Source organism: Chryseobacterium phosphatilyticum (genome assembly GCF_002899825.2).
In the GTDB taxonomy this organism is placed as follows: Bacteria; Bacteroidota; Bacteroidia; order Flavobacteriales; family Weeksellaceae; genus Chryseobacterium; species Chryseobacterium phosphatilyticum.
In genome coordinates, this window is record NZ_PPED02000008.1 from 59,249 (window position 1) to 72,064 (window position 12,816).

Sequence of the window (12,816 nt, forward strand, 5' to 3'; positions counted from 1 at the left end):
AGGTATTTCTTGTTTTATATAAAATTCTCAGGATGAAATATTTTTTAAGTGTATTATTTGGAGTTTCTTTAATGAATGCTCAAACACAGCCTGTAATAGAGAATATTCCTTCAAACTATAACAGTTCTGTTGTTGTAACAAATTCAGCGATACAAAATGTCATTGGTTTAAGTGAGACATTTAGGGGGCAAGCTAAGTTAACGTCGATTGATCCTGCTAATGGTTATCAACCACAGTATACAAATGGAAACTGGCCTTTAGGCTCTTGGTTTAGAGGATATTTTAGTGGCTTTGAATATCAGCCAAATCCAAATATTAATGGATATAAAATGTTTTATGAGAGTGATCCTGCAATACCTAGTTACTTGGCCCCATATTGGAGCAGTCATCCACAGCCTAGAGATACAGGTAAGCAGATAAGGGCGCTTATACATTTTGATAATTATTTTGGAAATAGTAGTAATTCTAATACTGTTGTTACAGGACTAGAATATTTAATTAATCAAATCCAGCCCAATGGAGGCTATATTTATTGGTGGACAAGAGGGGAGTCTCAGCCAGGAAATGCTCAAACAAGTTTTGAACAGGATGATAATGTTCAAAAACAAGGAGCTTACAATAGAATACTTATTTACGAAACAGGAAGCGCTTTAGCAGCTTTATGTGAAGGATATCTCTATCTTAAAAAAAATAATATTGCTGTACCGGAGGATTTATATAAGACTATTGTTGCGAGTGCAGAACATATATATATAAAACCTATAAATGACGACTTGGATCATCCAACGGTGCCAGATTACTCTTCATCTTATTATAATGCAGACTATAATTCTATTAATTATGTAGCATTTGGATTGTGGGGATTGTCAAAAGCCTATAAAATTACTGGTGATTGTAGATATCTGGAAAAAATTGAAGAACTAGGGAAGTGGCTTGTGAGTAGACAGCACAAAGAAAATGACCTATGTAATGGGACTTGGAATGAGGGGGAAGGGAAGTTAGATGGAACAAATATTTTGGTAAATCATGAAACTAAAATTGTTTATCATGCTATTACGTTGAGGGCACTCATAGATGCCTTGGATTGCATTCCCAAATCTGATAGGGTATTAAGAGAAAAACTAGCTTCCTCCATCAAAAAAGCAGCTAATCATATAATAAAATATCGTGTGGATTATCAAGCGGGTGGAAGTTTTGGCGCTACCAGTTATCTTCATACGGATAAAAACTGTACTCCTCTAGTTAATCCAAATTATGGATATTATTATTCAGATGATATTGTGGAGTGTATCGCATTATTAGCATATTATTCCCGATTTGCTACAGATGATTTTAATTCAGAAGAGACACGAAATTTGCGTCAATTACTTAATATAGTAGCTTCTTCTACAGGGAATTGGATTGATCCAAATACACATACTACCATAATTGATCCAGTTCAAAAGAAATATAGATCTGTAATATATATGCCTTCATTGGCATTTTATTTAGATTACAATAAAGCTATGGATAACAATACCAAAGTGTTTGAAGTAGACAATACCAACTTCTTTGATTCAGAAAAAACATCAAAACCTGTTTCCTTAGATTTTGATCATGACGGAGTAAGAGATGAGGTAGCTTATTTCAGTACCAATGGAGATAAAACATTCTTAAATGTTGCTAAAATGGCTTCTGATGGGTCCATATCTTCTGTGAAAAGTGTTTGGAAATCCACAGGATATCCACTTGAATTATTCTCGGACAGAATAGTTTCCGGAGATTTTGACAGCGATGGATATTTTGATGATATAGCTGTGATGTGTGATTATGGAGGGGGAGAAACAAGGATCCATGTGTTTGAAGGTACAGGGTCTGAGTTTATATATAGTAACCAGGATCAGGGATGGTGGAAAGAGATGGGTTATTATGCTAATCTGGTGGGTGACAGGATGGTATCCGGAGATTTTGATGGTGATGGAAATCATAATGATGTTGCAGTTTTTTACAGATATGATAGTAATAAAACAATAATACATGTATTTCAGGGCCAAGCAAATAAGTCTTTTAAGCACTTAACTGCAAATGGATGGTGGCAAAGTAATAATTATTCAACAGATAATATCATAGGCAATATTGTATCCGGAAATTTTGATAATAATGGTATACATGATGATATTGCGGTTTTTTATAAAAATAGTGATGAAGCTACCGCTGTACATGTGTTTGAAAGAGTGGGCTCAAGTTTTGTTTTCAAGAAATGGTGGGAAAATACCGGTTATCCTTTCAGTCAGTTTACCAAAAGGATTGTTTCCGGTAATTTTTATGATGGAAACAAAAGAGACGATATTGCAGTGTTGTATGAATCTGATCCGGGGCATACAAATCTGCATCTTTTTCAGGGAAAAGGAGATCATTTTAATTATTTAGGATCTACAGGATATTGGGCGTCAACTAAATATGATTCTAAAAAGATAAAAGGAAAAATTGTTGATTTCAATATTGGAAATGATACTAAATCCCAGATTTTTGCCATGTATAATGTGCCGGGTAAAGACTCCAAACTACAAGTCTTTAAAAATAATATGGATAGCTCACCACCGAATTTTGCACTCAATGAGGTAAAGGATTGGTGGAAGAATGAATGTGATGGAGATATCAATTTACAGAGCCAGTATGTACCTTCAGGGGTAGGCAGAATGGTAAATAGAACTTTAGAAAATAATACTTCAGATAAAATTGCTGATATAAAAATATATAAAGACTCCGGTTCTTATGAAGTGGTATCACAGGAGAAAATAAAAAGTATACAGATCTTTGATTTCTCAGGCAAGATGATACAGGAATACACCGGAATTCTTTCGAACCGTTATAAATTCAATATTGTAAATAAAGGAAATTATATCGTGAAAGTATCTGATATTAATAATAAAATTTCAACAAAGAAAATACTTGATTAAAGCTGTTTTCAATTTTAAAATATGCAAAACAATATTTTAAACTTATTAAAAACCATACCCGATCCGGAAATTCCCGTGATTGATATTGTGGAATTAGGTATTGTAAGAGATGCTCAGGTTACAGGTGAAAACACTTGTGAAGTGATTATTACTCCTACCTATTCTGCCTGTCCTGCGATGTTTACCATTGAAGAGGATATTATCAAAATGATGAAAGAAAACGGATGGGATGCGAAAGTAGTAACCAAGATGTTTCCAATATGGACAACAGACTGGATTACTGATGAAGCGAGAGAAAAGCTCCGTGTATACGGAATTACCCCGCCCGAAAAAGGAGCAGACGAACATCACATCGGGAAGCCGAAAAAATGTCCGCGTTGTGGTTCCGAACATACCAAACAGATCAGTAGATTCGGGTCTACTTTGTGTAAGGCTTCTTACCAATGTTTAGACTGTCTGGAACCTTTTGATTATTTTAAATGCCATTAATTCTCTTATAGCAATAATCAGAGAGAAGAGATAAAGTTTATGATTATGCAAAACATAACGAAGCTGTTGCCAGATTGTTAAATTGTTAGACTGTTACATTGATTTATATTATTAAATTAGTGCATTGTTAAATAATAAATAAAAAACTATGTATACACAACTTGATATTGAAACGCATTTTGACGGGAAGCTTAAAATCGCATATCTTAATCAACCTGAAACAATGAATGCCCTTACAAAACCTTCGCTATCGGACTTGAAAGATTTCGTTAAAGAATGTAATGAAGATAGTACTGTAAGATGTATAGCAATCTCAGGTCGGGGAAGAGCGTTCTGCTCAGGTCAAAATTTAGATGATGCTTTCGTACAAGGTAATGAGCACCATGATCACGATATCATCAGAAAAATTGTAGTAGATTACTATAATCCTTTGGTTACAGAAATTACACATTGCAAAAAACCTGTGGTGGCATTGGTAAATGGCCCTGCGGTAGGTGCAGGAGCAATGCTAGCCCTGATTTGTGATTTTGTGTTGGCTGTTGATAAATCATATTTTGCCCAGGCATTTTCCAATATAGGTTTGATTCCTGATACAGGAGGAACTTATTTCTTACCGAAGCTTTTAGGTAGACAGTTGGCCAATTATTTAGCGTTTACAGGTAAAAAACTATCTGCTGAAGAGTCTAAATCATATGGTCTTGTTGCTGAGGTTTTCAATGAAGAAGAATTTGCTCCAAAATCTATGGAGATTCTTGAAAAAATGTCAAATATGCCGACTGCAGCTCTTAAACTTACCAAAAAAGCTTTTGCTCAATCTTACCACAACACCCTGAAAGAACAATTGGAATTAGAAGGAGATTTACAGCAGGAAGCTGCAGAAACAGAAGACTTCATTGAAGGTGTAAATGCCTTTTTACAGAAAAGAAAGCCTAATTATAAAGGAAGATAAATTTCGTATTAATGTATTCATGTAAAATGTATTAATGATTTTTAAAACGATTTACATGAATACATTTTACATTAATACATAGTACAAATAAAAATGAATATTGGAATTATCGGTGCCGGAACAATGGGAATCGGCATTGCACAAGTAGCCGCAACGAACGGATGCAAGGTCTGGGTGTATGATGCCAATCCAAAACAAGTAGAAACGGCAACTGTAGGTCTGGAAAAAACATTAACCAAATTGGTTGATAAACAAAAAATTTCATCAGAAAAAATGGTTGAAATTTTATCTAACATTTCCATTGCTACAGAATTAAAGGACTTCAAAGACTGTGAACTGATCATTGAAGCGATTATCGAAAACAAAGAGATCAAGACAAAAGTGTTTACAGAACTTGAAAATTATGTTTCAGACAGCTGTATCATCAGTTCCAATACCTCATCTATTTCTATCACCTCTCTGGGTGCAGAACTAAAGAAACCGGAGCGTTTCATCGGAATTCATTTTTTTAATCCGGCTCCATTGATGCCTTTAGTGGAAGTTATTCCATCCTTATTAACAGAAAAGACTTTAGCAGAAAAACTCTATAACCTCATGAAAGAATGGGGGAAGACTCCTGTTATTGCCAAAGATATTCCCGGGTTCATTGTCAACAGAATTGCAAGACCTTATTATGGAGAAGGCTTAAGAATTGTTGAAGAAAACATTGCAACACCGGAACAGGTGGATGACGCAATGAAAACTCTGGGTAACTTCAAAATGGGTCCTTTTGAATTGATGGATCTCATTGGAGTTGATGTCAATTTTGCTGTAACAACAACCGTTTACAAAGATTATTTCTACGATCCGAAATACAAACCCTCTTTATTGCAGCAAAGAATGTCTGAAGCAAAACTTCACGGCAGAAAAACAGGAAGAGGTTTCTACGATTACAGCGAAGGAGTAGAAAACCCTGTTGCTCAGAAAGATGATGCTTTATACCAGCAGATTTTTTTAAGAATTATTTCAATGCTGATCAATGAGGCGGTTGAAGCCAAAAGATTGGGCGTTGCGAATGATGAAGATATCGAGCTGGCCATGCAGAAAGGCGTAAACTATCCAAAAGGATTATTAAACTGGGGTAAAGAAATCGGGTATGCAAAAATCTCCGAAACCCTTCAGAACCTTTACGAAGAATATCAGGAAGAAAGGTATAGACAAAGTCCTTTGCTAAGGAAAATGAATTAGATAATTTGAAAATGTGCAATTTGAAAATTGATGATAACAGGTTTTCATTTTCAAATTTTCAAAATTATTTAATTTTCAAATTAATATTATGAATATAGACGAATTCAGAGCAGAGTTAGAGACCAGACTTTCAATTGAGAAAGAGTATTTAACTCAGGAAGTTTCCTCTGCTGATGAGCAGGAAAGACTTGAGCTTTTAGGAAAGTTTAATGAGAAATATAAAGAGCTGATCAAGAGATTAGCCATGGAAAATGGAATTGATTTAAATGCTTCTTATCCCTCTGAAAATTCGTCAGATGTAGAAAGTCTTTCATATGAGCAGATTATTCTGGGTAAAACAATGAGCGTTTATGACAGGTTATCTGATGAGCTGTATGAAGAAATAACAAACATATAATAGAAATGAATCCAAGACAAGTAGCAGATTATATGTTCAATCAGGATTATTTTTCCCAATGGATGAATATTAAGATGATTGAAGTAAAAGAAAATTATTGTTTAATAGAAATGCCCATTAAAAAAGATATGATTAACGGGCTTAAAACAGTTCATGGTGGAGTTACTTTTGCTTTTGCAGACTCCGCGCTGGCATTTTCTTCCAACAATACAGGAGATGCTGCTGTAGCATTGAATTGTATCATCAATTTTACCAAAGCGGGAAAAGAAGGTGATATATTCAGAGCAGAAAGTATTTTGGTCAATGATACCAGAAAAACAGCCGTGTATGACATTCAGATTACCAATCAAAATAGTGAACTGATTGCAAAATTTGTTGGAACTGTCTATAAAATCGGGAAAAAAGTAACAGAATTATAAAGAATTTGAAAATTTGGGAATGAGGTGATTTGAAAATTATTGTACTCCATTAATTCTTTACTTGCCTGAAATTTTCAAATTCTCAAATTGACTCATTTTCAAATTAAAATTATGAACAACGTATACATCATAGATTATGTCAGAACTCCCATCTCAAAACTGCAGGGAGGTTTATCAGAAGTAAGAGCAGATGATCTGGCTGCTATTGTAATAAAAGAAGTAGTAGCAAGAAACCCTGAAGTTCCTGTGGAGGAGATTGAAGACGTTATTTTCGGATGTGCTAATCAGGCGGGGGAAGATAACAGAAATGTAGCAAGGATGGGGCTTTTATTAGCTGGTCTTCCATATAAAATCGGAGGTGAGACAGTAAACAGACTGTGTGCCTCAGGAATGTCTGCAGTAGCCAATGCATTCCGTTCCATTGCAGCAGGAGAGGGAGAAATCTATATAGCCGGAGGAGTAGAGCATATGACGCGTTCGCCTTATGTGATGTCAAAACCAAGCGCAGCTTTCGGTAGAGACAGTCAGATGTTTGATACTACTTTCGGTTGGCGTTTCATCAACCCTAAAATGAAAGAATTATACGGGGTTGACGGAATGGGAGAAACTGCAGAAAACTTAGCAGATATCCACCAGATCAATAGGGAAGATCAGGATAAATTTGCCCTTTGGTCGCAGCAAAAAGCTACACAAGCACAGGAAAGCGGAAGGCTGGCAGAAGAAATTGTAAAAGTTGAAATTCCTCAGAGAAAAGGAGATCCAATTGTTTTTGAAAAAGATGAATTCATTAAACCTACTTCATCGATGGATGGTTTGGGAAAACTTCGTCCTGCTTTCAGAAAGGAAGGAACAGTAACAGCCGGAAATGCCTCAGGAATGAATGATGGTGCCGCTGCTTTGATTTTAGCAAGCGAAGAAGCCGTTAAAAAATATGGTTTAAAACCAAAAGCGAAAATTCTGGGATCTTCCGTAGCAGGAGTAGAACCAAGAATTATGGGAATTGGACCGGTAGAAGCTACTCAAAAGCTATTAAGGAGATTGAATCTTTCTTTGGAAGATATGGACATTATTGAACTCAACGAAGCATTCGCAGCTCAGGCACTTGCAGTGACAAGAAGTTTAGGATTAAAAGATGACGACTCAAGAATAAATCCAAACGGTGGGGCTATTGCCATTGGTCATCCACTGGGAGTTTCCGGAGCAAGAATTGTAGGTTCTGCTGCAATGGAGCTTCAGAAACGGGATAAAAAATATGCATTGTGTACTCTTTGTATCGGTGTCGGACAGGGATATGCAATGGTCATCGAAAAAGTATAATTAATTTGAAAATGAGGTAATTTGAGAATTTGAAAATGTTTAAAGACATTCTTAATTTTCAAATTATCCCATTCTCAGATTTTCAAATTAAAAAATATGAACATCTACTCATACCATGGGATTCGCCCCATTATAAAACGGACTGCTTACATTCATCCACAGGCAGTTATTATCGGGAATGTAGAAATAGGTGAAGAAGTATATATTGGTCCCAATGCAGTAATCCGTGGGGACTGGGGGAAAATTATCATTAAAGACGGAGCCAATGTACAGGAAAACTGTACTTTGCACGTTTTCCCGAATATAGAAACTATATTGGAAGAATCTGCACATATCGGACATGGCGCAATTATCCATTCAGGGCATATCGGAAAAAACTGTCTGATCGGAATGAACTCCGTGGTAATGGACAAAGCCTATATAGGTGATGAAAGTATCGTCGGAGCATTAGCTTTTGTACCCGCCAATTTCAGATGTGAACCAAGAAAACTTGTTGTAGGAAGCCCTGCAAAAATTATCCGTGATGTCTCTGACGAAATGATTCACTGGAAAACAGAAGGAACAAAACTATATCAGGAGCTGGCAAGAGAAGGAAAAGAAGCCATACTTCCCTGTGAACCTTTTACAGAATATGTTCAGCAGATCCCAACGAAAATTGTTGATTACAGCATTTGGGATGATATAAAATAATAATATACGAGAAAACCTAACAGGTTTCTAAAACCTGTTAGGTTTAAAATTTTAATATCGGATTTAAAATGATTAATACAGAAAATTTTGAATTTGAAGGTACGTATCACATTTTCTCTCATGTAAATGGGATTGAAATCATTTTTCGCGAACCATCAAATTATCAATTTTTTCTGGAAAAGGTAGAAAAATACATTCTTCCGGTCGCTGATATTTATGCTTATTGTCTATTACCTAATCATTTTCATTTGTTATTAAGATTTAAGAACTTTGATGATGTGAATAGTGAAAATGAGCATCAGTTTTTAATGAAGCATTTTGGTGATTTATTGAATGCTTATGCTAAAGCTTACAACAAAAAATATAATAGAAAAGGAGCTCTTTTTCTGAATGCGGTAAAACGAAAGAAAATATCAGATGAGAAATATTTATTGAAAGTTCTCCATTATGTCCATAATAATCCGGTTAATCACGGATTTGTAAATAAAATTGATCAATGGAAGAATTCTTCGTACAATTCATATTTAAATCCTGAAAAAGAAAGTAAATTGAATAGAAAGGAAATCATGCTGTATTTTGATTCGGTGGAAGTTTTTAAAAATTATCATCAGTCTACTATTGAATATGACTTTTTAAGTTTTGAATAATTGCTAATAATCAAACCTAACGGGTTTTAAAAACCCGTTAGGTTTAACAAAAATAAATATGATTAAAAAAATTGCACTTGCATGCAGCATTATGTTGGCGGTAGGTTGTACGCTTTCAGCACAGACTGTTGCTACAAAACCGCTTACAATAGGAGAAGTTAGGACCATTAAGTCCAAAACTTTAAATGAAGACAGAACGCTGAATATTTATCTTCCACAAGGATATGATAAAACAAAAGCATATCCGGTAATCTATTTGCTGGATGGAAGTATGAATGAAGATTTTGTGCACGTGACAGGATTAGTACAATTCTTTAATCAGATGTATTCCATGCCTGAAACCATTGTGGTGGGAGTTGCTAATGTAGACAGAAAAAGAGATTTTACTTTTCATACGGATTTAAAAGATTTGCAGAAAGACTATCCTACAACAGGACACTCTGATAAGTTTATTGTTTTCCTTGAAAAAGAATTAAAGCCTTATGTTGAAAGTCAGTTTAAAACCACGGACAAATATTTGTTTGGTCAATCTTTGGGAGGGCTTCTGGCAACAGAAATACTTCTGAAAAAGCCAGAAATGTTTAACAATTATTTTATCATCAGTCCAAGTTTATGGTGGGATGATGAAAGCCTTTTAAAGCAGGCTCCTCAATTACTTTCAAAATCTTCGGATACTAAAAAGTTTGTCTATGTTTCTGTAGGAAAAGGAGAACATCCGGTGATGGTAAAAGATGCCGAAGCTTTCTACGATGTTTTGAAAAAAGCAGGAAAGAAAAACTGGACATTGGAATATAAAATGATGGAAACAGACAATCACGCAACCATCCTTCACAGAAGTTTATATGAAGGATTAGTGAAAATGTTTCCCTATCAGGAACCGAAATAAGTCAGTTTCATTTGATGAACATTCTGAAAAAATATTGGATCGTAATATTGATTTTTATAATTATTATGAATGCTCTAGGACTTTATCTGGTAAAAGAGTCAATAGGAATTTCAGATGCTTTGGAACATGTTGAATCAGATGAGGTAATTGCTAAGTTAAAACACAGAGATTATTTTTATACATTGTTTGTTGAAATTGTCATCATTTTAGACTGTTTGCTGGCACTTTTTATTCCTTATGTGATTATTAAAAGCTTTATTAAAAAGAATAATCTAAGTAAAAAGTAAAAAATTATATGGAAAAATTAAAAAACTATATCTACGGACAATGGGTAGAAGGTACCGGAAACGGAGTTCCTTTGTACAATGCCGTTACAGGAGAACAGGTAGCTGTTTCTGATACTGAAGGGCTTAATTTTGAGCAGGCTCTTGACTACGGAAGAACAATAGGATACAAAAACCTATCTTCAATGACTTTCTACGACCGTGGAGAAATGTTGAAAAAAGTGGCACTTTACCTGCTGGAAAGAAAGAAAAAGTACTACGACTTATCATACAAAACAGGAGCTACCCACGTTGATTCATGGGTGGATATCGAAGGAGGTTTTGGGACTTTCTTTACCTATTCCGGATTGGCAAAAAGAATGCTTCCCAATACTTCATTTTGGGTAGATGGAGATACTCAGAAAATTTCAGCTAACGGAACTTTTTTAGGAACCCATATTTTAACGCCTAGTGAAGGGGTTTCTGTACAGATCAATGCCTATAATTTTCCGGTGTGGGGAATGCTGGAAAAGCTTTCTACTTCCTTATTAGCAGGTGTTCCTTCTATTGTAAAACCATCTCCCTTCGGATCTTATCTTACGAATGCCGTGTTTCAGGATATGATTGAAAGCGGAGTTTTACCTGAAGGTGCTGTGCAGTTAATCTGTGGTGAACCGGGAAATATTTTAGATTATGTACAGGATGGAGACTCAGTTTTATTCACAGGTTCAGCAAATACCGGAAGAAAATTAAAATCACTTCCTTCTATCGCTGGAAATGCAGTTCGTTTCAACATGGAAGCAGATTCTCTGAACTGTTCTATCCTTGGATTGGAAGCAAAACCGGGAACACCTGAATTCGACTTATTCATCAAAGAAGTTCGTAACGAAATGACCACGAAAGCAGGACAAAAATGTACAGCAATCAGAAGAATTATCGTTCCGGAACACTTAATCGGTGATGTACAGAATGCTTTGTCTAAAGCTTTAGATCAAACGAAAATCGGAAACCCATTAAGCAGAGAAACCAAAATGGGATCTTTGGTGGGAAGACAGCAGTATGAAGAAGTTCTGAGAAAAGTAAACCTATTAAAATCGGAAACAGAGCTTGTCTATGACGGCAAGCACGAACTGGTAGATGCAGACTATGAAAACGGTGCATTTATGAGTCCGAAACTATTCCTTAACGACAAGCCTTTTGAAAAAAATATCTCTCACGATGTAGAAGCTTTCGGGCCGGTATCTACATTGATGCCATATAAAGATGCTGAAGAAGCGGCTGCACTGGCAAAAAGAGGAAAAGGAAGTTTGGTAGGATCTATCGTATCTCATGACGAGAACTTTATTGCCGAAACTTCATGGAAAATGGCTTCCCAGCACGGAAGAATCTTTGTTCTGAATAGAGATAACGCTAAAGAAAGCACTGGTCATGGTTCTCCACTTCCGACATTGATGCACGGAGGTCCTGGTAGAGCAGGTGGCGGAGAAGAAATGGGTGGTCTGAGCGGTCTTCATTTCTTCTTACAGAAAACAGCGATTCAGGGATCACCGGATGTACTGAAAGCAATTACTAAAATCTACCAGCAGGGAGCAGAGAAAAAATTCTCAGACAAACATCCTTTCCAGAAATATTTTGAGGAAGTGGAAGTGGGAGACTCTTTAGAAACAGCAGGAAGAACAGTTACTGATGCAGATATCGTCAATTTCTCCAATGTTTCATGGGACCACTTCTATGCCCATACAGATGCAACAAGCTTATCAGGAACCATTTTTGATAAAACGGTAGCCCACGGATATTTCATTCTTTCAGCAGCAGCTGGATTATTTGTTTCCGGGAAAAAAGGACCTGTTATTGCCAATTACGGATTGGAGGAATGTAGTTTCTTCAAACCTGTATATGCCGGAGATACCATCACGGTGTATTTAACAGCAAAAGAAAAAATCAACAGAGGAGTAAAAGGAAGAAATATTCCTTCCGGTGTTGTAAAATGGCTGGTTGAAGTCGTAAACCAAAGAGATGAGGTAGTCTGTGTAGCAACGATTTTAACATTGGTGGCAAAACAATCCCCTTTCATTGATCTGAATGTGAAAAATGTTCAGAAAATATTGAGTGGATTGACAGAAAAAACGACTTCTCAATGGGGTAAAATGTCACCGCAACAAATGATCGAACATCTGGAGCAGGCATTATTGGTAAGCCTGGGTGAGCCTGAGGCAGAAAAATGTTTCACTCCTGAAGAACATCTCGAAAAATGGCAGGACTCTCTTTATAACCACAGAGCAATGCCAAAAGAATTTACGGCTCCGTTTCTTCCGCAGGATGGTTCCCTTCCGGAACCAAAACACAGAAATCTGGAAGTGGCAAAACAATCATTCATGGATAACCTGAAGAGATTTGTGATCTATTACAAAGAAAATCCACAGGCAGAACACATGAATTATGTCTTCGGAAAACTGAATAAAGAAATGTGGGAACTGATGCACAAAAAGCATTTTACGCATCACTTCCAACAATTTGGATTGATTTAATTCATGAAAATATAAATTTAAAAACCCTTTCAGTAATTGAAAGGGTTTTTTTTAATGATTCACCA

Annotated in this window: 12 protein-coding genes; all 12 read left to right on the plus strand. The window is 35.9% G+C overall.

Features of this window, described 5'->3' with window-relative positions:
• The first annotated feature begins 32 nt into the window (after positions 1-32).
• The 12 genes from C1631_RS22440 to paaZ all read left to right on the plus strand — a co-directional run bounded on the left by C1631_RS22440 (position 33) and on the right by paaZ (position 12,751).
• On the plus strand, positions 33-2,939 hold the full coding sequence (locus C1631_RS22440; RefSeq protein WP_109714330.1) for a T9SS type A sorting domain-containing protein: 2,907 nt from the start codon (positions 33-35) through the stop codon (positions 2,937-2,939).
• Between the two features lie 21 nt (positions 2,940-2,960).
• The gene (gene paaD, locus C1631_RS22445; RefSeq protein ID WP_103247222.1) at positions 2,961-3,428 is read left to right on the plus strand and encodes a 1,2-phenylacetyl-CoA epoxidase subunit PaaD; all 468 of its coding nucleotides are present in this window, start codon (positions 2,961-2,963) and stop codon (positions 3,426-3,428) included.
• 148 nt (positions 3,429-3,576) lie between these two features.
• Positions 3,577-4,377 (plus strand): enoyl-CoA hydratase/isomerase family protein, encoded by an 801-nt coding sequence (locus C1631_RS22450; RefSeq protein WP_103247221.1) that lies wholly within the window; start codon positions 3,577-3,579, stop codon positions 4,375-4,377.
• Positions 4,378-4,470: 93 nt separating this feature from the next.
• Positions 4,471-5,604, plus strand: coding sequence for a 3-hydroxyacyl-CoA dehydrogenase NAD-binding domain-containing protein (locus C1631_RS22455; RefSeq protein WP_103247220.1), 1,134 nt, complete (start codon positions 4,471-4,473; stop codon positions 5,602-5,604).
• 88 nt (positions 5,605-5,692) lie between these two features.
• Positions 5,693-6,001, plus strand: a complete 309-nt coding sequence (locus C1631_RS22460; protein ID WP_103247219.1) for a hypothetical protein — start codon at positions 5,693-5,695, stop codon at positions 5,999-6,001.
• Positions 6,002-6,006: 5 nt separating this feature from the next.
• Positions 6,007-6,420, plus strand: coding sequence for a PaaI family thioesterase (locus C1631_RS22465; RefSeq protein WP_103247218.1), 414 nt, complete (start codon positions 6,007-6,009; stop codon positions 6,418-6,420).
• A 111-nt stretch (positions 6,421-6,531) separates the two neighbouring features.
• Positions 6,532-7,737: a 3-oxoadipyl-CoA thiolase gene (pcaF, locus tag C1631_RS22470; protein WP_103247217.1), complete on the plus strand. Its 1,206-nt coding sequence runs from the start codon at positions 6,532-6,534 to the stop codon at positions 7,735-7,737.
• A 96-nt stretch (positions 7,738-7,833) separates the two neighbouring features.
• Positions 7,834-8,427 carry an acyltransferase gene (locus tag C1631_RS22475; RefSeq protein WP_109714332.1) on the plus strand — a complete coding sequence of 198 codons (594 nt, stop codon included), beginning with the start codon at positions 7,834-7,836 and terminating at the stop codon, positions 8,425-8,427.
• 68 nt (positions 8,428-8,495) lie between these two features.
• A complete protein-coding gene (locus C1631_RS22480) occupies positions 8,496-9,074 on the plus strand; it encodes a transposase (RefSeq protein WP_103247216.1) in 579 nt (192 codons plus the stop codon).
• Positions 9,075-9,132: 58 nt separating this feature from the next.
• The gene (locus C1631_RS22485) at positions 9,133-9,960 is read left to right on the plus strand and encodes an alpha/beta hydrolase (protein ID WP_103247215.1); all 828 of its coding nucleotides are present in this window, start codon (positions 9,133-9,135) and stop codon (positions 9,958-9,960) included.
• A gap of 65 nt (positions 9,961-10,025) precedes the next feature.
• Positions 10,026-10,247 carry a hypothetical protein gene (locus tag C1631_RS22490; RefSeq protein ID WP_109714334.1) on the plus strand — a complete coding sequence of 74 codons (222 nt, stop codon included), beginning with the start codon at positions 10,026-10,028 and terminating at the stop codon, positions 10,245-10,247.
• Positions 10,248-10,255: 8 nt separating this feature from the next.
• Entirely contained in the window at positions 10,256-12,751 is a 2,496-nt protein-coding gene (gene paaZ / locus C1631_RS22495; protein WP_109714336.1) for a phenylacetic acid degradation bifunctional protein PaaZ, read from the plus strand.
• Positions 12,752-12,816 lie beyond the last annotated feature (65 nt).

Bases quoted from the DNA above. Each gene is read 5' to 3' on its own strand.
- C1631_RS22480 (WP_103247216.1), top strand. From the start codon at position 8,496: ATGATTAATACAGAAAATTTTGAATTTGAAGGTACGTATCACATTTTC.
- C1631_RS22455 (WP_103247220.1), top strand. From the start codon at position 4,471: ATGAATATTGGAATTATCGGTGCCGGAACAATGGGAATCGGCATTGCA.
- C1631_RS22460 (WP_103247219.1), top strand. From the start codon at position 5,693: ATGAATATAGACGAATTCAGAGCAGAGTTAGAGACCAGACTTTCAATT.
- C1631_RS22440 (WP_109714330.1), top strand. From the start codon at position 33: ATGAAATATTTTTTAAGTGTATTATTTGGAGTTTCTTTAATGAATGCT.
- paaZ (WP_109714336.1), top strand. From the start codon at position 10,256: ATGGAAAAATTAAAAAACTATATCTACGGACAATGGGTAGAAGGTACC.
- C1631_RS22485 (WP_103247215.1), top strand. From the start codon at position 9,133: ATGATTAAAAAAATTGCACTTGCATGCAGCATTATGTTGGCGGTAGGT.
- paaD (WP_103247222.1), top strand. From the start codon at position 2,961: ATGCAAAACAATATTTTAAACTTATTAAAAACCATACCCGATCCGGAA.
- C1631_RS22475 (WP_109714332.1), top strand. From the start codon at position 7,834: ATGAACATCTACTCATACCATGGGATTCGCCCCATTATAAAACGGACT.
- C1631_RS22450 (WP_103247221.1), top strand. From the start codon at position 3,577: ATGTATACACAACTTGATATTGAAACGCATTTTGACGGGAAGCTTAAA.
- C1631_RS22465 (WP_103247218.1), top strand. From the start codon at position 6,007: ATGAATCCAAGACAAGTAGCAGATTATATGTTCAATCAGGATTATTTT.
- pcaF (WP_103247217.1), top strand. From the start codon at position 6,532: ATGAACAACGTATACATCATAGATTATGTCAGAACTCCCATCTCAAAA.
- C1631_RS22490 (WP_109714334.1), top strand. From the start codon at position 10,026: ATGAATGCTCTAGGACTTTATCTGGTAAAAGAGTCAATAGGAATTTCA.